Origin of the sequence: Ensifer adhaerens (assembly GCF_002007205.1) — a bacterium.
GTDB lineage: Bacteria > Pseudomonadota > Alphaproteobacteria > Rhizobiales > Rhizobiaceae > Ensifer > Ensifer adhaerens_D.
The window spans coordinates 954,188-974,195 of record NZ_LAZS01000012.1 but is presented as its reverse complement, the minus strand read 5'-3'; the positions used below and the strand labels follow the sequence as shown (position 1 = coordinate 974,195).

The window sequence follows — 20,008 nt, the reverse complement described above, 5'->3', positions numbered from 1 at the left end:
GGGGGCACGAATGGCTCGCAAAACTCGCAGAGAGCTTCTGAGCGTCGGGACACGCACTCGGCTGTACGCCACCAGACGGACCTTGCCGCTGTCTGTGCAGGAAGAGACTGGTTTGCGGTTCAACGTGGATGTCTATTTCAAGGATCCGCTCGTCGCGAAGAACAACCCGGCGGCTGCTATAGACACCGATTTCGATGTGCCCTGGGAGCCGGGAATTTCTGACGGGCCGACAAGCGCACGTTTCGCAGTGGTCGATTATGATGCCAGTTCAGGGGTGCTGGAAGAGCCCGCTCGGTGGGACGGTAAAACCGTATCCTTTCGAGGGCCCAAGGGAGAAGATCTGAACTCCTCGATGGGACGCAAGCTTCCCCAGTTCCGACAGATCAGCGTATGGGCAACAGTCCAGAACACATTGGAGTTCTTCGAAGGGGGAGCCGGTCTCGGCCGCCGTATCGAGTGGGGTTTCGATGGAAACAGGCTGATCCTCGTCCCGACAGCCGGATATGGGCAGAACGCCTATTATGACCGGCAGAGCAAATCGCTGCAGTTCTATTGGTTCAACAGTGAAGGTGGTCGGGTAAACACCTGCGAGTCCAGCGATATTGTGAATCACGAATTCGGCCATGCGGTACTCGATGGCCTCCGCCCCTATTATTTCGAGACCGTTCTGACCGAAACAGCCGCCTTTCACGAGTTTATGGGAGATCTGACGGCACTGTTGATGGCTTTCAGGAACAATGGGTTCCGGAAAGAGGTCGTGAGGGATAGCGAGGGGGACCTGGATGATGCGTCGTTGCTCGCGTCTCTCGCTCATCAGTTTGGGGAAGCTGTCACCGGCCAGCCGTATCTCCGGACGGCGCTGAATAAGAAGACGATGAGCGATGTCCGTGGAAAGGGCCCACATGAGACTTCAGAGGTGCTCACCGGGGCCATGTTTGAAATAATGGCTGAGCTATTGGAGCTGCGGAAGAAGCGCCAGACAAGGCGGACGCAAGACGATCCCTCCGCACGCCCAGAGTCACTGGAGCGGTTGTTCTGGTACACCATAGAGCACATGCAGCGCTCGGCAATTCAACCCCTGGACTTCTTGCCACCATGCGATGTCAAGTTCCGAGATTACGCTATCGCAGTCCTCCGCGCAGAACAGATTACCAACCCAGTCGATCCTGAGGGCTTCCGGGCCACGATGTTCGAAGTCTTTTTAGGGCGGGAAATTCTTCAGGAGGATGATCGGAAACTACTGGAGCCGGGACCTGTCTTCTCGCGAACGCCGTTGGCCGTTTTTCACAGCATCGATGATATCGGCGCGTCACGCGGCAGCGCGTATCGCTTCCTCGATGATAACCGTGAGCAATTATTCATCCCTCTGACAGCGGATCTGATTATCGCGGATCTCGCAAGGGCAAAGAAGCTGACGACGGAGGGGCGGCAGCAAGCCGATCAAATCGTTCTTCAGTATCTGTGGCGCGAGGAAGTGCTCCTTTCCGGGGAGCGGTTCGGTCAATTTGATGGGCAGCGGACTTCAATGTGGTGCGGCGGGACGATCGTCCTCGACCAGAATGCAAATTTCATTCACTGGTCTCGCAAGCCAGGCATTCAGAATTTGGGCTCAAAGCCGGATCAGAAGGCCGAGGCGAAGGCGGGAGCCGCCCGACGCGACGAACTTCTGGACACCGTCGCGATACGTGTAAACCGCGGGATGTTCGGCGAGCGGCAATCGACACCCTTGGGTGTTCTGGCCCGTATCGTCCCGCCCTTCGAAGTTGCTGAGCAAGACGGGCTCCTTTCGTTCAACATTGCTCCCCACTTTTCTTTGGATCACGAAGACGAACATGACCTCGGAGGCCGCCAGTGGCAGATAAGCTCTTAGTGCGAATGTTCGACGTTGGACTTGGCGATTTCATCTACTGCGCCATCCCCGGGGCCCACGAGTCTGGCCGCGATTTCCATATGGTCATTGATTGCGGCTCTCTGAGCGGTGACGCACTCATACGGAATGCTGTACCCCTCATGAAAGAGATGCTCCCGCTCGTGGACGGCAAGAAACGCCTCGATCTCCTGATCGTTTCGCACCAGCACAAGGATCACATGTCGGGCTTTGGCCTGCCTTTGTGGGATGACATCTCAATTGGCGCGATTTGGATGAGCGCGGCAATGAAGCCCGATAACGATCATGCGAAACGGGCAAAAAAGCTGCACGAGCTTGCAGGGGCCGCTATGGAACAGGCGGCGGCATTCAACTTGGGTTCTGAGTTCGGAGACCTGTTCGCTGCGTATGCTGCGAACAACGATACGTCGGTGCGAACACTGACCGAACTGCTTCCCAAAGGGAATGGAATCCAACCCGTATATGTTTCAGCTGGGCAGTCCACGAGCGGTGAGTTGAGCCTGCCGCTCAAGGATGCAGTCTTCGAAATTCTTGGCCCCGAGCAGGAGATTGATAGGTGGTATCTCGGCACGCCGAAGGAATCCCACGTCAGTCACCTTTTAGCGTTGGCTGAAAAGGGAGTGCTGAAGAGCGCATTGCCGCTGCCTTTGAAAGGCGGCAGAACACCGACCAACATCGCGGCGATCGATTTTCGCAACCTTCAAAGCCGGATGCTCGCCACTGGGCTTGCGTTGTCTGACGCGGACGGCGCGGTCGTGAATAACACCAGCGTGGTGCTTCTGGTGACCTGGAGGGAAAAAAGACTGCTGTTCGTCGGAGACGCAGAGTGGGAGGCCCGGTTTAAGGAAGGAGCCGCAAACAGTGCATGGAACACGATGTGGAACCTTCGCCGGGACCAACTGAAGGGGCCGTTAGACTTCCTCAAGGTCGGCCACCACGGCAGCGAAAATGCCACACCATGGGACGACGGTATCGAGCGCGATCCGGATAAGCCATTTGAACCCGCTGTAATCTTGGACGCTATACTACCAAAGGTCTCGCCACTGGTTGCCCAAGCGGCTGTCTCGACCAAGCGCAGCAACTATAAGACCATTCCAAGGTCCCTGCTATTGAATCAGGTGGCTACCCGGATTGCCAACGCAAAGAGCTATGGCCCTATTTTTAAGAAGGGGGGGATAGATCCCAAGACGCTGAACAAGTTCAAGGATTACGAGGAGGCTTGGTTCAGTCGCAGCCAACCTCCGCGCACCGATTTCGAAAACATCACGGCTGGTGCGGATTATATCGATATTCCGATTTAACGCGATTGACGCGGGGCCGGGGCTGCGGCCGACTATCGCCATGGACTACTAATGCAGTCGCCGTGATAGGTTAGACGAGCCAGCGACGCGATTCTATCGACGCCCGCGCTACCTGTGGCTTTTAGGACACGAAGTGAGTGGGAACGAACAACGAAACTCACAATCTGACTGCAAACGCCGGGGCACTGCTCGGTGAAGCGGACAAGTATCCGCCGGCAACAACTACCAACGTCGACCCCGCCCTCGGTGATTGGCATCGACGACTGGGCCTGGCGGCGCAATCATCGCTACCGCACAATCGTCGTGTGACTGAAATGCTGATGGCGAGGAAGTCTTACACCCCTTGGCATATAAGAATGGCTCAACCAGTAGCCACGGAACCGCAACGCCACCTTGTCGGACGAGATCGTCTGGCATTTAAACGATGGAGATCGGCGGATCACGCGCCGTTTCCTGTCGTTATTTCCATTCACCCCAGCCGAGAGCTTTCTTTACATCGAGGCGTATTCCCCAAGAACCCTGGCTTGATTTCGAGCGCATTCCAGAAGCGCTTTACCCATTCAGGTGCGTTGGGACCGGTCTGTCGGGCCTTCTCCTGCTCGAACTGTTGAACGACCTCCGGTGTAATGGACACCGGCCGTTGAGCTGCTTCGTTCCGAAGCTCGATCTGGTCGTCGGTAAGGACAATAGGCAATTTGCTGGTGCGTGCTTCATTAATCAGCACCTCGCGCTTGATGGCCTCAGCCACGTGAGGGTCTCGCTCTTTCCGGATACGCTCGAGCATGGAAAGGCGGATAAGGCCCTCGGTTTCTGGATCCATACCGTGTGTTCCGAACAATGGGGCCTCCCGTAGATGCTCATGGAGACTATATGCACACAGTGGGATTTCGTGGCCACCATTTCGAACGGAACGGCGGTTCGAATCTTATCAAGGCGCTAGGGTTGTCTACAGGCGGTCCGCTGTTGGAATTCTCTCAAGGCGAACCTTGACGCACCCGAGAACTCCGACTGGCACGGCTGCGATTAGCGGGAGTGCCAACAGCGCATGCCGAATTTGCTTTGGCGGAATTCAATCGGTTGTTGGTCGGCCACAGGAACTATTGTGATCACGTCGAGAACGGCTGCGCAGTTGATCTGGCCGTCAAAAGAGTAAAGCCCCGCCGAGCATGGCGGGGCTTCATTCTGGAAGGTCGTCAAACCATAAAGCGCAATAAACAGTCATAATTTGGTGACAGCACGCAATACATCCACAACCGCAGATCACACTTGCCTGCTTATGTGGTGTGCAGCCACGGTTGCATAGTTGCAGAATTGCTGAGTGGTCGCAATTAATCCGAAGGGAGAGTTTGCGTAATCACTTCGGCTTACGCAGCATTTGCGTCAGGGACCAGTGGAGCGTCATACAGCGAGGTCGGGGTAAGCGTGCGCGTTACTGTGCACCAGCGCTTGCGCTAGCAATACTTGTACATACCGGTCTGCTGTCGGCAAATCAGCGGCGCTGCTTGCCCAGGCCGCCGAAGTCACCTGTCCCGCCACGCCAGGAGCCACTGCGTAAATCCGAGCGCCATGCCGCTCGGCATTGGCTCGGCAATCTCGTAGCCGCCGACGACCGGATTGATGTGTGGGCAAAGCACGATCAGATGTCCCTCGCGCAACTCCCGCTCTATCAGGGACAGGCTCGCCTGGCCTATGCCAAGCCCGCTCATACAGGCATCGATCGATGCTTCGTCGGTGTCGAAGGTGATGCTGCCTCCGCTCGGGTGAAAGGGAACGTCCGCGGCCTCGCACCAGCGCCGCCAGGACCATGCATCCGCGGTGTCGAGCAGAACCGGCAGATCAAGCAGCGCTTCCGATTCCATCGACTTGGCTCTGTTGCCGAGGAGGAGGGGCGAACAGACGGCGACCGTTCTATCGATCAGGAAGGCCGCCGAAAATCGCTCTTCGTCTGAGCCTCGCCTGTAGCTTACGGTAACATCGGGTACGTCGCCTGCGCCGAGCGCCAGCGATTGGACGTTGAGGTCGACATTCGGGTTGCCCTGCAGATAGGAACCGAGCCTGGGGATAAGCCACCGTCGTGCGATGGTGATCGGAGCCTGTATCACCAGGCGCACCCGATCCGGTAGAAGGGCGCGTGTGCCGTTGTCGATGGTCGCAAGGGCCGCGTTGACGTGCGTCAGATACTGCCGGCCGGCATCGGTGAGCGAAATGCAATTGTGCCCCCGATGGAAGAGTTGGACACCCAGCGTCTCCTCGAGCGCCTTGATCTGTCGGCTTATGGCGCCCGGCGTGAGGTTGAGTTCCCGCGCAGTCAAGGTGAGGCTGCCGGTCCGGGCAGCGATCGAAAACGCCGGGAGGGTCGACAACGGTGGAAGTTTGACGCGACCGGTTTGAGGATTTCTCATGCTGGCGTGAGAATCTTTCGCTTGCAAATAACTTGACTGCATTTATCCACAATCCGGCGGAACGACAAGAAAAAACCTGGTGCCTCAGGCATCTGGAGCGGGAATATAGAAGTCAGTGCGGCCGTTGGTTGTTATGGGTCGCGAGGGGGTGGCATGCATTCAATTCACAAGCACCCACTGACCACAGGCCACCACTGTCTTTTTTGATCGTCATCTGGGGGATGCAATGAATTGGAATTTTGCCTTGTCGAGCAAGCGCACAGTGGTGTCGGGTATCATCGGGGCTTGCCTTGCACTCTCGGCGGGATCGGTGCTTGCCGGCGACGCTACCCAAAAAGTGACGGACGACCGCGGCGTTGAGGTTCAGGTTCCGGCCGAGCCCAAGCGTATTGCGTCGATTTCGTTTTTCGGCGACGACCTCGCTCTCGCGCTTGGCATCAAGCCGGTTGCCAGCACCTACATGGTCGAAGGCCGTCCGCCGGAATTCCTTCTTGGCCTCACCAAGGACATGACGCAGATCGGCCAGCGGGCCAAGCCGAACCTCGAGCTCCTTTCGGACGCAAAGCCGGACCTCATCATCGCGATCCGCCGCTACACCGTCGGCAATGCTCCGCAGCTTGAAAAGATCGCACCCTATGTCGCCTACAACATGGAACTGCTCGACGGCAGCGAAAAGGAAATCGAACAGGTGTCGAAAATCCTCGGCAAGCCGGAACGTGGGCTCGAACTCAACAAGGCATTTCGCACGCATCTGAGCGAGATCGCGCAAAAGGCTCCGAAAGACACTCATCCGCGCTTTGCGATCATGTGGGGCGGAGAAGTGCCGTTTGCCTTCCATAACGAGAACACATCCGCCTCGATCGTAAAGGCGATCGGTGGTGAGAACATCGCTGGCGCCATGACACCAGGCGGTGAGTTCGGCATCGACCTCAGCCTTGAGACGATGCTGGAAAAGGATCCCGAAGTCCTCTTCATCTACGACTACGGTCCGGATCGGCCGCACGAGAACAATCCGATCTGGAGCCAGCTGACCGCCGTCAAGAACAACCGGGTCTTTTACGTCGGCGACCACTGGGTGGAGACGAATGGTCCCATCGCGCGCGAAATCGTGTTGCGTGAGGCCGCCCATTATCTTTATCCGGATGTGTTCCCGAAAGTGGACGTCAAAGCCGAAGCGGCAAAGATCATTCCGGCCGAAGTCCAGCAATAGCGATCAGCCTCGGCGACGATGGACGCGCGAAAATCCTTGATAGCGATCGCCCTTGTCGTCGTTGCGACACTGCTGATCAGCGCCATTGGGCTCATGCCCGGTGCGAAGACACTTTCACTCCCGGTGGCGCTGGAAGCGCTTTTCGTGCCGGACGGCAGGATCGAGTCGATCCTTGTGTGGACCCTGAGGCTGCCGAGGAGCTTGATCGCGGCCACCGCAGGCGCAGGTCTTGCCGTCTCCGGTTATCTGCTCCAAACGCTCACAAGAAATCCGCTCGCCGACCCCGGCATTACGGGCGTCACAGCCGGCGCGATCGCGCCGATCGTCACCTGCTTCGTGTTGCTCCCCTGGGTTTCAGGTAGCTACTACGGCTTCGTTGGTCTCATTGGAGGACTTGCGGCTGCCTCCGTGACCTTCTGGGTGGCGCGTGGTGGCAACGGTCGGCCACTGCATCTGGCGCTCGGCGGGATCAGCGTTTCGCTGTTCCTGGGGGCGGTCACCATCTACGTCCTTCTTTTGGCCGGGCCGCAGTCGACCGCTCTTCTGTTCTGGATATCCGGGGGTTTTGCCGGAAGGAGCTGGTCGCACCTCTGGCAGATGCTTCCTTGGGTCTCAATCGGCATCGCTGGTGCTCTGGCGCTCCATCGCGTGATCTTGCTGCTCTCGCTCAGCGACCACGCCGCCGCCGGCATGGGCGTGCAGCTTAATCTGTGGAAGCCGGTGCTCCTCGTGCTTGGGATTTTTCCCGTCGCGGGCGTAGCGCCGGTTGCCGGTCCAGTTGCGTTCGTTGGCTTGGCGGCACCCCATATCGCGCGGCTGTTCAGACCCAGTGGGGCAGCGTTGGAAATCGGGCTGACCGCCGCTATCGGTTCATTCATCGTGACATCGGCCGACCTGATCGCTCGAACGGTCGCCATACCCAAAGAACTGCCCGTCGGCATCATCACCGCGCTGATCGGCGGGCCGATCTTCATCTATTTGATCCAGCGTGGCGGTCTGGGCGTCAAGGGGAAGGGCGCATGATCCCAAACTCTTCAGCTGCCCGCCAATCCAATCGCTGGGTCCTGCCGATCGCTATGGCTCTCGTCCCGTTGTCCTTGGCGGCGGCGGTGTTCATGGGCATTGTCGATGTACCGGCCAACGATGTCATCTCGGCTCTGGGCGGGGCCGGATCAGAGGAAGCGCGTTCCATCATCCTCGACATCAGGCTGCCGCGGATTATCACCGGGATGCTTGCCGGCATACAGTTCGCGCTCGCAGGCCTTCTCCTTCAGACCATCACGCGCAATCCGCTCGCCGATCCTTCGCTCATAGGCGTTTCGCAGGGTGCCACGCTCACAGTGACGCTGTTTCTTCTGTTCACGGTCTACATCTTCACGCCCGGCTCTCACACCGTCGCCGAGCTGCCCATCGGTTGGTTGCCGGTCGCCGGAACGGCCGGCGGTATGATCGCCGGCGGCATCATCTATCTTCTTGCTTTCCGGCTCGAGCTCAGTCCCCTTCGCATTACGCTTTGCGGAATTGCCGTCGGCGCCGTCTTCCATGCGATCGCCATTGGTTTGATCGCCGGTTGGGGCTCGGCCCGGATCGAGATCATTTTGGAGTGGCTGTCCGGCAGCCTCTACGCGCGGACCTGGGATCACGCGGTGTTCCTGCTCCCATTCACAGTCGCGGGTCTGGTCATGCTGCCGGTAATCCATCGCCCCCTCGTCATGCTGCAGTTCGATGCGGCCGTCGCCCGGTCGTTCGGACTTTCCTATCGGCGGCAGTTTTCGCTCGTCCTGTTCATATCCTGTGTGATGGCGGCGAGCGCCGTCGGCACGGTCGGACCGATCATATTCGTTGGCCTCGTCGTGCCACACCTGGCCCGTTTTCTAGCCGGCAGGCACTTTCCGCTTGTCGTGGCCCTAACCGTCGTCCTGGGCGCGATCATAGTCACGCTTGGCGATCTGATCGGCCGGTTGATCGGAGGGGCGGAAGAAGTCCCGATTGGTGTCGTCACTGCCATCATCGGTGTACCAGTGTTGCTCGCATTGCTGCGCAAAGTTCCTTGAGACCGATCATGCCGTTATCCTGCTCGCAACTGACTGTCCGATACGGCCATCGAAAGGCACTCGACGGATTTTCCCTTTCGATGGAGAAGGGAGAAATTCGCGCGCTGATCGGACCGAATGGATCGGGAAAAAGCACGGCTTTGCAAGCGCTTGCCGGGCTGATCAGACCAGCTGATGGTCAGGCCGCAATCGAAGGTGTCGCGGTCGCCTCACTGTCGCGACGCGCCATCGCAAAGAAACTTGCGTTCCTGCCGCAACAGCCGTCCGCGCCAGACGAGATGACGATAGAACAGCTCGTTCGCCAGGGGCGTTACCCGCATGTCGGCCTGTTTCGATCGTATAATCGCAAGGACGAACAGGCCATAGAATGGGCATTGGAAAGCACGGGGCTCACAAGCCTTGCGGATCGTACGCTTGCGGAACTTTCCGGCGGCGAGCGGCAAAGGGCCTGGATATCGGCGGCGTTGGCGCAGGAGGCAAGCATTCTCCTTCTCGATGAGCCGACATCCTTTCTGGATATCGGTTACCAGGTCGAGGTCCTGGACCTCGTCCATCGTCTCAGCCGCGATCGGGGCGTGACCATCGTCATGGCGATCCACGACATCAACCAGGCGATTGCTATCAGCGATCGCATTTCACTTTTGGACAAGGGCGACTTGCAGTTTGACGGTGAACCGACAGCCCTCGCGCAAAGCGGTCTGATCGAAAAGACCTTTCGGGTGAGGGGCAAGTTCGTCGAGGTCGCACCTGGCAAGCCGCCCCATTTCGACGTCGAGCTTACGAAGCTGCTTCGTTAGATCGCTTGACGAGCCGGAAGACAATCTTGGTCTGTGTGTAATAGTCAAGCGCGTCAGCGAAATCGGGCGTCCAGCCATCCGCGACGTAAGGAATAAATCCTTCAAATTCGAGCTTGCGCCCAGATACCTCGAAGCCGGCTCGGGCGAAGGCATTTGCGTAGTCAGTGATTGATCGATCCTGGACGATCGTGTTCGTGCGTTTGGCGACAAGGTCGCGCCACTTCGGCCAGAGTGGGTTGTCGGTATGGCACCCGGTGACCGCGTAGTAGACGCCGCCCGGCTTCAGCGCCTTGAAGATGTCGGCAGCATGGGCGTCGATATCCTCGACCAGGTAAATCACCTCATGGCTGATGGCGAGGTCGAATGCCGCGGCCCAATGTTCGAGCGTCCCACCTACCGTGTGCTGCACGGGGATGTTGCCCTTGAAGGCCTCGGCCTTGGCGACCGAGTGTTCGGCGATATCGATGCCGAGGCCCTTGCGAAATGGCCGGATCGCGTAGAGATGCCGCAGCAGCCCGCCCTGATTGCAACCGAAATCAAGCACGTCTTTCTCGGACAGGTCGCGCTCAACGATCAAATCGAAAAGATGCCGCCAGATGGGAGCGTGACCATCCGACATCCGGTCTTCTGCGTCGGGGTCGACGTACCAGGTGGTGATCGTCTTTTGGTCGTCGCTCATGGCAGTCTCCGGTGCGCTTGTGTTGCCGCTATTCTTTAGGGCACCCGGACTCGCATGGATAGGATAAATAATCGGACCGTTCGGGATTAAGACCTTGCCATCCTCGCTCCGGTCAGCCGGACCGTCGGCCGCACTGCGCATTCCGCGACCCGTCGCTTTGGCCGTTCGTCGGCTCAACTCAATCTCGGGGTCGATGTCGAGCTTGAGCGCAATGTGTCCCTCTATGGCAGCGTCGGATCCGACATCGGTCTCGAGGGCGACGGGCAGAGCCTCAACGGCAAGCTCGGCCTAAAGTTCGAGTTTTGAGGTTCAAGAATCGTAAATCTGAGCAACACTCAGTCCTGGAACCTCTCTGACGATGAGAGATTTCCATGCTTAAGGCCGCGGAGTGCACGCTCCGCGGCACCTCCAAAAGGACATCGGGGACAATGCCAGCGACGATTCGTGCCGGATAGCTCGCACCAATTAAGGCGCATGCCGAGCTTCTGTCGCTCAATAGATGTTCACGCTCTCTGCGGACGATCGCGTAATGTATCGACTGGAATACGCGGCCGCGCGTTGGTCGTGGAAGCTTACTTTGAGCTTCGCGCGATTTCTTGTTCGTCATGCCATCGCTCGACCAGGGTCGCCAGATGCGCATCTTGCGCAGCCGGCGATGATGCGCACATCCAGGCGCCGGAGAAGGAGCTCGGTGTCCGGCTGCTGGGCTCGACCACCAGAGTGGCGCCTTCGACCCTCCGTTACATCGATCATTCGGGTAAGCGCTTCAGCGCCCAGATGCGCATGAGTTCCCTCGGACCTGAAATGCCGGCGTCGATGACGTAGGGATCGGCGGCGCGGCTCGAATTGCTCCGCGCAGCACTCACCGGCAGGCCGTGTCCGAAGTGTTTCAGCTGATAGAGTGATACTTGGGTTTTGCTCGACCCGTCCCAACGCGTAAGGGTGCCCCACGGCTTTTGCTGTGGTCGACCGGTCGCGGCCTCGATCTTGAGAACGTTCAGCCATTGTGAAACGCAGGCTTCTGCGTTCTGAGGGGCAACGACCCTGTCACCGGTACCCTGCCAAATGGAAATGGGCGGCCAGATTTTCTGGGTCGGCGACACGGCCCGCACGAAGTCACCCCATTCAGCCGGCGATCGGGAACTGCCCGATTTCATCAGACGCATGGCCGATACCGCGTCTCTGGCCGCGCCATACGGCATACCAGCAAATATCGCCACGCCGGCAAAAAGCTTAGGATAGCTCACCAGCAAAGCCGCAGTGAGCGCGCCGCCGGCGGACAGTCCGGCAATATAGACCCGGGAGCGATCCACGCCGCGGTTCCTGCATGTGTGCTCAATCATTTGCCGGATCGACATAACTTCACCCCGGTCGCGTGCGACTGCGCTCGGGCGAAACCAGTTGAAACAGCGCTGCGTGTTGTTCGTCTCCCGTTGCTGCGGGTACAAAAGGACAAACCCTCTTTCCGACGCGAGCCTGGAAAAGCCGCTGGCGTCTTCGAAGCTTTCAGGCGTCTGACGACACCCGTGAAGAATGACGACCAGTGCAGGGGTCGCGCCTACCCGAGGCGGCACGAAGAGCTTCATTGAGAGGCGCCCGGGATTGCTGCCGAAATCTGCAACAGCCATCAGGGCGGGGCGGGGAGCTATGGTGCGCGGGCGCTGTGTGGACCTGGACTTTTGTTTGAAGTGCAGCGACGCTTCGACGAGGCGACGAAACTTCTTCTGCGCTCGCAGTAATTTCGACAGCGGCTTTGAGATCTTCAAGGTCATGTGCACGTCCCTGTGAAGTCTTTTCCGTACGGCGATCGTCCGCCGACGAAAGAGGATAGTCCTCCCAACACGTGAACTCAGGTGCCGGCTTTGCTTCACGGGAAGCGCACCACCCACCGAGCGACCGAGTTCTCGTACAACGGACTGGGGGCAGACCGGTTCCCGTTGACGTATCACGCGACCCATTGAATATCGCCAGGCATGTTGCAGACAGCACCGAAGTGGCCGGTGTGCCAGTCGTCAGGTCATTTCACGGGTGGGACTCGTTTGAACGCGACGGCTAGGAGCGTCGCCTTTGGCGTGATCTCAAGCAAGAATTCGGCCAGGGGGCGGGGAATACTCCAACAGCCACGGCACTGTCATCAGCCAGATCAAGATTGCTGCTGCTGCAGTGACCACCTCGAAGCCGGTGCGAACGCAAGATCTGAACCAGGCGGGTTTCAGCAGCCCGCCTTCCTCGATCCGCGCAAGATGAATCGCCGCAAAGCCGTTGGGCGGGCCGGCCACAGCCGCGGTTGCTCGAATGGCACACGCTCACTCCAGATCGAGTTTTTGCTTCAGTCGATCGATCCGTTTCGATGCCTCGGCCTTCGTCAAGTCTTCGGCGTAGGCATCAGGTCGATGCGCTTGTTCCGACAGTGTCTTCAGATAGGACCGCTGTGCGCCGGTCATTGGTTCGTCGCCGCTCACCCAGTCGTCCGGATTTTTCTCGGTGTTGGATGAAGTGTCGGTTTTTGGCCTCTTGTTCATCGTAGCCTCCCGAATTTTGTCGCAAACGTTCAGTCCGCGTCAGGGTTCCAAATCGTCGAGGTGCTCATGCAGCCGCCTATCTCAAGAGAACCAGTTTCCAAGCGACGCGACGGGGTTGCCCGGACAAGCCGCTCGCAGCTTCTACTTCTCGCGGGGCTGTTTGAGGCGCGCTCCAGCAGAGATCGTCCGTCCGCTTCGCCTCGCCAAGACGGCCTCTCTCAATGTCAAGGACGCGTTCCTGACCTCGTCCTTGAGATTGTCGTCCTTGTCGAATTCGGCATGGCCCTCGGCGTAGTTCTTCCAATAGCCGATATAGCGATCGAGCTCAGCGAGGGCGCCAGCCGATTCCAGTTCCATCGACCGAAGCCAGTCGACAAGGCCGCGCCGCGTGTTTTCCGCGCCTTCGGTGTCGCCATGCACAACGACGGAGAAAATCCGGCCCTTGAGATGACGCGGGTAAGCCCAACCGTCCATCTCCATTTTCTTGGCAATCGCCGCGTCCTTTCCCTGCGTGCTCGTGGGATCGGGGTTGCCGCCGTCGGCGCATACCAACCTATCCATCATCAGCTTGAGCGGTGAGGTCGGACTATACCAGTTAACCGGGGTGATGATCATGACGCCATGCGCCGCGACCCAGAGCGGATAGATCTCGTTCATCCAGTCCTGCACTTGGCCGAGGCTGTGGTTCGGATAGCAGGAGCATGGCCAGTGACAGAGTGCCGGCGAGGTCGAGAAGCAAGCCTTGCAGGGGTGGATGTTCCGACCGTACTCAGAGGCGAGCCGGTCGAGCGACAGGATATCGACATCGACACCGCCCTTTTCCTCGATTGACGCCTTGGCCAGTTCCACCATGCGGTAGGATTTCGATTCTTCGCCCGGACAGGTGTGCTCGCTTCGCGCCGAGGCGTTGATCAACAGAATTCTAGGCGCCCGTGTCTTGTCGTCATGATGTGCGTTCGCGTCATCGATCGCTTTTTTCGCGGCAATCCAGTCAACAGAGAGTTCGTAGGTCGGATCGTTGAAGCCGGATCCCGCGCGGCGGGTGTGGGGGCTCTTTCTCGAGTGCTTGTAGGCATCCCATGCCGCATTGGCGACGTCAGTGAGCTGCGATTTCAAGGGTTCAAACGCTGGGTCTTCAAATTGCATGAGATATCGTCGCGTGAATTCGCGCTTGTTGAGCCTCGGACTGGGCATGCCCTTTCGCGGGGTGAGGATCGGGTCGAAATCGGGCGTGTCCGCATGTGAGGCCATTGACGCTCTCCTATCTCACGAGAGAACGCGAAGCCTGCAAGAAGGTTCGCCGGATGCCCGGTGGTGATTGGCCTATGGCCAAAAAAGCCGGCATCTGGGAACTTGTCAGGCGGTTTGCGGGTTCGGTCAATCTTCAAGGAGGCAACCGCGCATGAAACCACTCGGCAATTGGCGGCATATTTGCGTCGATGCCCAGCGGATGTTTTTGGAGCAGACGCCCTGGCACGTGCCGTGGATGACAAAGGTGCTGCCGCAGCTTGCCGAAGTATCGGAACGCCATGCGAGCCAGACAATCTTTACCCGATTTATGCCACCTCAACACCCGGCTGACGCGGCGGGAAGTTGGAGGGATTACTATCAAAAATGGTGGATGATGACTGGCGAACACCTGCCCAAAGAATTGCTCGAGCTGGCGCCCGTGCTTCAGAACCTTGTGCCGCCGGCCCGCCTCTTTGACAAAGCGACCTATTCGCCCTGGGTCGATGGCAGGCTGTTTTCTCAGCTGCGACAGGAGGGCGTAGAAACTGTTGTCGTGACTGGCGGCGAGACGGATATGTGCGTTCTGGCGACCGTTCTCGGCGCGATCGATCTCGGGTTTTCCGTCACCGTCCTTCGCGATGCGATCTATAGCGGCGCCGATGAAACGCACGATGCCGCCATCGATCTGCTCAGCGAGCGGTTTTCGGTCCAGCTCAAGCTCGTAAAGACCGAAGAATTCCTATCGGCGATCCCTCGCCGTGAACCGTAATGCAGTTCGGAGCGTTAACGGCGGCATCCAGAAGTCGTCTGGTCGCTTTTTCAACCCGGTGAGCCCGTCTCCAGCGAAAGGTTCAGTCGATGCCCCTGAAAGCGCTTGCCTTCAATTGCACTCTGAAATCCTCCGCCGCCACCGAGGCGTCGTCCACCGATAAACTCCTGAGACTTATCGCGGCGGAATTTAAGAAGCATGGTGTCGACACCGAGACAATCCGGCTGGCGGATCACAACGTCAAACCAGGCGTGACGTCCGACGAGGGCGAGGGAGATGATTGGCCCGACATACGCAAGAAGATACTCGATGCCGACATCCTGCTCATGGGCACGCCCATCTGGCTCGGGCAGCCATCGAGTGTTTGCAAGCGTGCGCTGGAGCGGATGGATGCATTCCTTGATGAAACCGACGACAAAGGACGCATGGTTTCCTACGGCAAGATTGCCGCCGTTGCCGTCGTCGGCAACGAAGATGGCGCCCATCACGTTTCGGCTGAGGTCTTTCAGGCACTCAACGATGTCGGTTTCACCATTCCGGCCAATGCGGTCGCTTACTGGGTTGGCGAAGCGATGGGCTCTACCAACTTCGCCGATCTGAGAAAGACCCCTGAGCCGGTAAAAACGATGATCGCAATGCTCGCCCGCAACGCATCCCATCTTGCCGGGCTGCTGAAAAAATCTGCATATCCGGGTGACCAGAACTAAGGTCCCGCGGCAATCGCCAAAAGACGCGGCCCCATCGGGGCCGCGTCTAACGATGGTGGGTCGTGTCAGCGCATGCTTTCGAGGCGCAAACGCTCCTTCTCGATCTCCTCGGCCGTATAGGGATCGCGCGCCTCGTCAAATTGCGTCCAGCCCTGCTCGGCGTAAGCGGCGCGGCGCTGGACCGGATCAACCCAGCTGCCCCGGCGCAGGATGGCTTCCGCATCCGCGTAGAGCGCGTTATCCACACGAGCCGTGACGACCGCGCCGCCGCGGCGCACGCCCTCAGCATAGACATGGGCATGTTCTTCCGGAACGCCAGATTCCGTCATCGCACCAATGATTCCGCCGGCGGCTCCGCCGGCGACAGCCCCTGCGGCTGCACCTGCTGCCGTGGCGGCAAGCCAACCCGCTGCCACCACCGGTCCGACCCCCGGAATTGCCATGACGCCGAGGCCCGTCAACAGCCCGCCGACGCCGCCGATTGCCGCACCGACGCCCGCGCCGGTCCCTGCACCCTCAGCGGCATTGCTGTCATGCGCGGTCCCATAACGCGCGGAAGCATTATTGGAAACGATGCTGATATCGTCCGAAGGCACGCCGCGATCTTCGAGAGCGCTGACTGCTTCGCGTGCGTCGGCATAATCATCAAAAAGTCCGGTAACGGTTTTCATCGGGGATCTCCTTGCGTGCATTAGTTGGCAACGATGTTGCCCTGGTAATCGAGCGCAACCGCAACAGACTTTCCGTCCTTCATCGCGGTGGCGCGCCAGACGCCGGTCTCGTCGAGCTTTAGCCCAGTAATCTCGGTGTAGCCGGCCTCGGTGATGCGGTCCTTGGCTTGCGCTTCTGTAAAGCTGTTGGAGCCGGCAACCGGTGCAGTGGGATTGGTCGTGTCGGGGGTCGCGACGGCCGGTGTGTCGCCCTCCGTGGTCGCAGGAGGAGTTGCAGTCTGCGCCAGCGCGCCGAAGGTTGTTGCGCCGAGGAATACCCCGGCGAGCAGCAGATTTTTCATGATTTGGTTCCTTATTCACAGCCAGTAAAGCTGCCTAACAAACTCAATAAGGCCGGCTTTGGTTCCTGATTTCATTGAGGATTGTCGGGGCGCTGCCAGTGAGGCTTGCTGTCACGGACAGCGCGGAGTCGGAAACATGCTGGCCACTTGATAGGCCGGCGCCCGAGTTCTCCTATCGGAAGCCCGCTGGTCTTTTTCGCTTCGAGACGGAACTACCCCTTCGTGCGTGAGTTTACCAAAGGCCCAGCGGCGGCAAAACATACTACAGCCAGAGAGGGTATGATGGCGAAGTCCCCTAGCAAGACTATCGGCGGGTCAGAGGAACTACGAGAGCATTTTGCCGAGCTCGAAGAGGAAAGCCCCGCGGAAGATCCCCCATCCGTCGCTACGCTTTCTGCGGAAGAGCAGATCGCAGATTTGCGCCGGCAGGTCATTGACCTGCAGGAGCGACTGGCGGCCATACGGGAACAGACCGAGGGGGTGTATCTCCCTCCGCCACGAACCGATGTTCACCCTTGGCTAAGGATCGTCATAACGGCGGCGACCACGTTTGCTCTCGCCCGTTTGTTGCAGCATCTCCGGTTGGGCACGGCGGGAGCAGCGATCGTACCCATGCTGACGAATCGACTCGAGGGCAGATTCAGATAACGCCTCGCACGCTGGATGCGGAGTCAAGTCAGCCAGCGGTTGCGGAACGTCAGAGTGGCAACGGAGATAGGCTTCCCGAACTCACTTCGCACAGAAACGGAAATCTCAGTCCCGTCTCCCTGTCACCATTGCTGAGATCGAAATAGTAGCGCGTCATCCGAAGGTCGAGCCTCTGTTTTAGCAAAGAAGTCCGAGGTGCCGACATTGTTCCTTGAAGCGCGCTTGGTGTTGAGCGCCCCAGAACGCGTTGCCAACCGAGTTCGCGCAACGAGGAGCGGCTCCTACCGCGCACTCCCTCGCCGAAGCTCTACTTTCTTCGCCCGGCGGCAGGCGAGGGCGCGAGGCATGCTCGCGGAAGCGCGGACCGCGGCAGAAAGCGGGAGCAGGCCCGAAACCGTGCGGGAAACTGTCGGCAGCGCGTTTTGTATCTACGTGATCGCCTTGCGGGGAATGGAAAGGCGGATCGCCAACCCGCTCTGCGTCCATGTGCGCTCGATATGAGCGTTGAGGCCGTGCGACATTCTCTCTTCCAGAACCTTTCCAAAACCGGAAAATGCCGTTTCAGCCGGATCACTCGTCAGTGGCCCATTCGCCTCAAGCCAAACCAGCTCGATGGCGTCCGGTGAGAGGGCCGTCGTAATGTCGATGGTTCCGCCCTCGATCGAAAGTGCTCCGTATTTCGTGGCGTTCGTTGCGAACTCATGAAACAGCAGCGCCAAATCGGTGATCTTCTCACGACGTATCCCGACATCTTCTCCAGCGATCCTCCACAACCTGGTGTCGTGTCGGCTGTAGGGCGCCAGGATACGGAAAAGGAGTTGAAACAGTGTCGTATCCTGATCCTCAGCGGATTGAACCAGGCCTGGCAACGTTATTTCGTGCGCGCGCGAGAGCGCCATCAGCCGATCCTTCATGTCGGCGGCGAGTTCCCCGGGCGTTGCCGCACTTCGAGCTGCAAGTGTGATAAGGCTACCGGTGACGGCAAACAGGTTTTTTACCCGGTGATGCATTTCGCGAAGGAGCAATTCGCGATGTTCAGCGACACGCCTTCGCTCAGAGATGTCCCGGGCAATCTTGGAAGCGCCGATAATTTCGCCGCGGCGGTTCCTTATCGGAGAGATGGTCAAGGAGATGTCGATCAACGTTCCGTCTTTGCGGCGCCTCACCGTTTCAAAGTGATCGACGCGTTCCCCCGCTTGAATGCGCGCCAAGATGGCTGGCTCCTCCTGCAGACGATCCGCTGGAATGACGATTGTAATGGGCTGGCCGATTGCTTCCTCGGGTGTGTAGCCGAAAATTCTCTCGGCGCCCCGGTTCCACGTCGTGATCACTCCGGCCAAGCTCTTGCTGACGATGGCATCATCGGAAGATTCGACGATGGCTGCGAGGAAGGCCGCTGCGTCATCGGCGGTCTGGGCATCAACCTTTGACGCACGATCATCCAGCGGCATAAACTTCACCTCGAATTTGTCAGAGAAACGCGATAGCCAAACCCACTACCTCAACATAAACCATTGTTGTTCCGATCAAAATAGCTCGTTGATCGCGGGCTGCGTTTAAACTCCGACGTGGATCCCTGGGGCATTGCGGGTCGACGCGAAGCAGGCCGGCGGCGGCGGCCGCAGTCATCGGAGCTCAAACGATCCTACCGGATCATACGGGGGCTGACGTTCGATAGCATTGCCAGAACATCGTCCTCCAGCCGCTGACAAAGATCCTCATATTCCGCGAGAAGTTCTGAGCTGGAGAACGCTTTTCCGCGCAACTCATCCCGCTTGATTGCGGCGATGCCATACGCCTCTAGCAAATCGGTCATCGCCAGAAAGTTCGCGCAGGATATCTGTCCGCGATGCTGTGGGAAACGCATCATGATGCGGGCCCTGCCGGCCTTCTGGAAATCCATAGTTGCTCTCTCAAGCACTGTTCGAAAGAAGTCTCGCTCACCAGCGGCAAGGTGGCAAGCCATTCGGCAGGGGGCAAGGCATCCCTAACCTCAAGTCCTTAGGACCGATTTCCGCGTGGCGGCGGCGACGATGTAGAGCCGCTGGCTTGCACCCCGATCGACCACCGCGCTGGTCGCCATCTCCATGGTGCCTTATCCCCCAGTTTGGGTGTGGGGGGCGGCGACGGGTTTGGATTCGGGAGAACCTCGAAACCTGAGGAAGATCGAGAGGATGACGAGAACGGCGGTCGACAGAAACTCACTTTGCCAGTTCTGCAAGGACTCGAACCAGAACTGAGAGCTGACGAGGTGCTCGGTCACTGAAACAGAGGGATCCCCATGTAGTAAGGCTTCCGCGTTCTCCGCCTGGCTGCTGTAATAGAGATGAAGGACGAAGGTCACTAGGAAGAGCAGTCCCAGAGCAAGACCCAATGAGTAGGAATAGAGCCAGCGCGCGAAACGACCGAGGCGTATCCGGGCTGGCGCTTCGCGGTCATCCCGTTTCATTTTTGGGTCTTCTTCCTGCTCCGCCGGCTTGTCGGGATCCTTTGACTCGGCCGAGCCACGCTGAAACAGGAATGCTGTCAGCATCACGTAAGCCGACATCTGTAGGAACTCGGATTCCCAGTTCTCAAAAAGGGCTGACAGAAAGTGCCCGGTTTTTGCGTAGGCGACCAACCCAAGCTGGCTTGCGCCGTGATCCGCTAGCTGTTGTTCGTTGGTATACCATCCGGTCAACAGCATCCCCGCGATCGTGACGAGCGACAGAGCGATCAAGACAATGGAGAGCCCGTTATCCCTTAAGACGCGCATTGTTCAGTCCTCAATTGCACGTGATGTGATAGCG

The 20,008-nt window shown here is 58.8% G+C and carries 19 protein-coding genes; 8 read left to right on the top strand and 11 right to left on the bottom strand.

From position 1 onward, the window contains the following. Positions 1-10 precede the first annotated feature (10 nt). Both XB14_RS29375 and XB14_RS29370 read left to right on the top strand, forming a co-directional pair. Positions 11-1,870 carry a serine protease gene (locus tag XB14_RS29375; RefSeq protein ID WP_143348598.1) on the top strand — a complete coding sequence of 620 codons (1,860 nt, stop codon included), beginning with the start codon at positions 11-13 and terminating at the stop codon, positions 1,868-1,870. Further along, the gene (locus XB14_RS29370) at positions 1,852-3,189 is read left to right on the top strand and encodes a ComEC/Rec2 family competence protein (protein ID WP_143348597.1); all 1,338 of its coding nucleotides are present in this window, start codon (positions 1,852-1,854) and stop codon (positions 3,187-3,189) included. The genes XB14_RS29375 and XB14_RS29370 overlap by 19 nt, the downstream gene beginning before the upstream one ends. A gap of 469 nt (positions 3,190-3,658) precedes the next feature. Here the strand turns inward: XB14_RS29370 and XB14_RS29365 are convergent, their stop codons facing one another. Both XB14_RS29365 and XB14_RS29360 read right to left on the bottom strand, forming a co-directional pair. Beyond that, entirely contained in the window at positions 3,659-4,009 is a 351-nt protein-coding gene (locus XB14_RS29365) for a hypothetical protein (RefSeq protein WP_077967297.1), read from the bottom strand. A gap of 700 nt (positions 4,010-4,709) precedes the next feature. Further along, positions 4,710-5,591: a LysR family transcriptional regulator gene (locus XB14_RS29360; protein ID WP_077967296.1), complete on the bottom strand. Its 882-nt coding sequence runs from the start codon at positions 5,589-5,591 to the stop codon at positions 4,710-4,712. 226 nt (positions 5,592-5,817) lie between these two features. Between XB14_RS29360 and XB14_RS29355 the strand changes: the two genes are divergently transcribed. Genes XB14_RS29355 through XB14_RS29340 form a run of 4 tightly spaced genes read left to right on the top strand, consistent with a single transcriptional unit; the run spans position 5,818 to position 9,652 of the window. Beyond that, on the top strand, positions 5,818-6,801 hold the full coding sequence (locus tag XB14_RS29355; protein WP_077967287.1) for an ABC transporter substrate-binding protein: 984 nt from the start codon (positions 5,818-5,820) through the stop codon (positions 6,799-6,801). Positions 6,802-6,819: 18 nt separating this feature from the next. Next, positions 6,820-7,824: a FecCD family ABC transporter permease gene (locus XB14_RS29350; protein WP_077967285.1), complete on the top strand. Its 1,005-nt coding sequence runs from the start codon at positions 6,820-6,822 to the stop codon at positions 7,822-7,824. Beyond that, positions 7,821-8,855: a FecCD family ABC transporter permease gene (locus tag XB14_RS29345; RefSeq protein WP_077967284.1), complete on the top strand. Its 1,035-nt coding sequence runs from the start codon at positions 7,821-7,823 to the stop codon at positions 8,853-8,855. Before XB14_RS29350 ends, XB14_RS29345 begins: the two co-directional genes overlap by 4 nt. Before the next feature lie 8 nt (positions 8,856-8,863). Then, positions 8,864-9,652: an ABC transporter ATP-binding protein gene (locus XB14_RS29340; RefSeq protein WP_077967283.1), complete on the top strand. Its 789-nt coding sequence runs from the start codon at positions 8,864-8,866 to the stop codon at positions 9,650-9,652. On the opposite strand, the gene XB14_RS29335 is transcribed toward XB14_RS29340, so the two are convergent. From XB14_RS29335 to XB14_RS29320, 4 genes are all read right to left on the bottom strand, one after another. Then, positions 9,633-10,331: a class I SAM-dependent methyltransferase gene (locus XB14_RS29335; protein ID WP_077967282.1), complete on the bottom strand. Its 699-nt coding sequence runs from the start codon at positions 10,329-10,331 to the stop codon at positions 9,633-9,635. The two genes, XB14_RS29340 and XB14_RS29335, sit on opposite strands and share 20 nt — an antisense overlap. A gap of 749 nt (positions 10,332-11,080) precedes the next feature. Continuing rightward, a complete protein-coding gene (locus XB14_RS29330) occupies positions 11,081-12,103 on the bottom strand; it encodes an alpha/beta hydrolase family esterase (RefSeq protein WP_077967281.1) in 1,023 nt (340 codons plus the stop codon). Between the two features lie 534 nt (positions 12,104-12,637). Next, complete coding sequence (locus XB14_RS29325; RefSeq protein WP_077967280.1) at positions 12,638-12,853, bottom strand: DUF3072 domain-containing protein; 216 nt, start codon at positions 12,851-12,853, stop codon at positions 12,638-12,640. A 141-nt stretch (positions 12,854-12,994) separates the two neighbouring features. Continuing rightward, the gene (locus tag XB14_RS29320; protein WP_077967279.1) at positions 12,995-14,104 is read right to left on the bottom strand and encodes a flavodoxin family protein; all 1,110 of its coding nucleotides are present in this window, start codon (positions 14,102-14,104) and stop codon (positions 12,995-12,997) included. 151 nt (positions 14,105-14,255) lie between these two features. Between XB14_RS29320 and XB14_RS29315 the strand changes: the two genes are divergently transcribed. Continuing rightward, on the top strand, positions 14,256-14,852 hold the full coding sequence (locus XB14_RS29315; protein ID WP_077967278.1) for a cysteine hydrolase family protein: 597 nt from the start codon (positions 14,256-14,258) through the stop codon (positions 14,850-14,852). Positions 14,853-14,941: 89 nt separating this feature from the next. Further along, positions 14,942-15,559 (top strand): flavodoxin family protein, encoded by a 618-nt coding sequence (locus tag XB14_RS29310; protein WP_077967269.1) that lies wholly within the window; start codon positions 14,942-14,944, stop codon positions 15,557-15,559. 65 nt (positions 15,560-15,624) lie between these two features. Here XB14_RS29310 and XB14_RS29305 read toward each other — a convergent pair whose 3' ends face one another. From XB14_RS29305 to XB14_RS29280, 5 genes are all read right to left on the bottom strand, one after another. Beyond that, positions 15,625-16,230 carry a general stress protein gene (locus tag XB14_RS29305; protein ID WP_077967268.1) on the bottom strand — a complete coding sequence of 202 codons (606 nt, stop codon included), beginning with the start codon at positions 16,228-16,230 and terminating at the stop codon, positions 15,625-15,627. Between the two features lie 20 nt (positions 16,231-16,250). After that, on the bottom strand, positions 16,251-16,571 hold the full coding sequence (locus XB14_RS29300; protein ID WP_077967266.1) for a hypothetical protein: 321 nt from the start codon (positions 16,569-16,571) through the stop codon (positions 16,251-16,253). 1,076 nt (positions 16,572-17,647) lie between these two features. Further along, a complete protein-coding gene (locus XB14_RS29290; RefSeq protein WP_077967262.1) occupies positions 17,648-18,670 on the bottom strand; it encodes a PAS domain S-box protein in 1,023 nt (340 codons plus the stop codon). A gap of 194 nt (positions 18,671-18,864) precedes the next feature. Next, positions 18,865-19,122, bottom strand: a complete 258-nt coding sequence (locus XB14_RS29285) for a hypothetical protein (protein ID WP_077967260.1) — start codon at positions 19,120-19,122, stop codon at positions 18,865-18,867. Positions 19,123-19,314: 192 nt separating this feature from the next. Next, positions 19,315-19,974, bottom strand: a complete 660-nt coding sequence (locus tag XB14_RS29280) for a DUF6766 family protein (RefSeq protein WP_077967258.1) — start codon at positions 19,972-19,974, stop codon at positions 19,315-19,317. Between the last annotated feature and the right edge of the window lie 34 nt (positions 19,975-20,008).

Bases quoted from the DNA above. Each gene is read 5' to 3' on its own strand.
- XB14_RS29305 (WP_077967268.1), bottom strand. From the start codon at position 16,230: ATGAAAACCGTTACCGGACTTTTTGATGATTATGCCGACGCACGCGAA.
- XB14_RS29375 (WP_143348598.1), top strand. From the start codon at position 11: ATGGCTCGCAAAACTCGCAGAGAGCTTCTGAGCGTCGGGACACGCACT.
- XB14_RS29280 (WP_077967258.1), bottom strand. From the start codon at position 19,974: ATGCGCGTCTTAAGGGATAACGGGCTCTCCATTGTCTTGATCGCTCTG.
- XB14_RS29310 (WP_077967269.1), top strand. From the start codon at position 14,942: ATGCCCCTGAAAGCGCTTGCCTTCAATTGCACTCTGAAATCCTCCGCC.
- XB14_RS29320 (WP_077967279.1), bottom strand. From the start codon at position 14,104: ATGGCCTCACATGCGGACACGCCCGATTTCGACCCGATCCTCACCCCG.
- XB14_RS29360 (WP_077967296.1), bottom strand. From the start codon at position 5,591: ATGAGAAATCCTCAAACCGGTCGCGTCAAACTTCCACCGTTGTCGACC.
- XB14_RS29365 (WP_077967297.1), bottom strand. From the start codon at position 4,009: ATGGATCCAGAAACCGAGGGCCTTATCCGCCTTTCCATGCTCGAGCGT.
- XB14_RS29350 (WP_077967285.1), top strand. From the start codon at position 6,820: ATGGACGCGCGAAAATCCTTGATAGCGATCGCCCTTGTCGTCGTTGCG.
- XB14_RS29335 (WP_077967282.1), bottom strand. From the start codon at position 10,331: ATGAGCGACGACCAAAAGACGATCACCACCTGGTACGTCGACCCCGAC.
- XB14_RS29325 (WP_077967280.1), bottom strand. From the start codon at position 12,853: ATGAACAAGAGGCCAAAAACCGACACTTCATCCAACACCGAGAAAAAT.
- XB14_RS29290 (WP_077967262.1), bottom strand. From the start codon at position 18,670: ATGCCGCTGGATGATCGTGCGTCAAAGGTTGATGCCCAGACCGCCGAT.
- XB14_RS29315 (WP_077967278.1), top strand. From the start codon at position 14,256: ATGAAACCACTCGGCAATTGGCGGCATATTTGCGTCGATGCCCAGCGG.
- XB14_RS29340 (WP_077967283.1), top strand. From the start codon at position 8,864: ATGCCGTTATCCTGCTCGCAACTGACTGTCCGATACGGCCATCGAAAG.
- XB14_RS29355 (WP_077967287.1), top strand. From the start codon at position 5,818: ATGAATTGGAATTTTGCCTTGTCGAGCAAGCGCACAGTGGTGTCGGGT.
- XB14_RS29330 (WP_077967281.1), bottom strand. From the start codon at position 12,103: ATGACCTTGAAGATCTCAAAGCCGCTGTCGAAATTACTGCGAGCGCAG.
- XB14_RS29300 (WP_077967266.1), bottom strand. From the start codon at position 16,571: ATGAAAAATCTGCTGCTCGCCGGGGTATTCCTCGGCGCAACAACCTTC.
- XB14_RS29345 (WP_077967284.1), top strand. From the start codon at position 7,821: ATGATCCCAAACTCTTCAGCTGCCCGCCAATCCAATCGCTGGGTCCTG.
- XB14_RS29285 (WP_077967260.1), bottom strand. From the start codon at position 19,122: ATGGATTTCCAGAAGGCCGGCAGGGCCCGCATCATGATGCGTTTCCCA.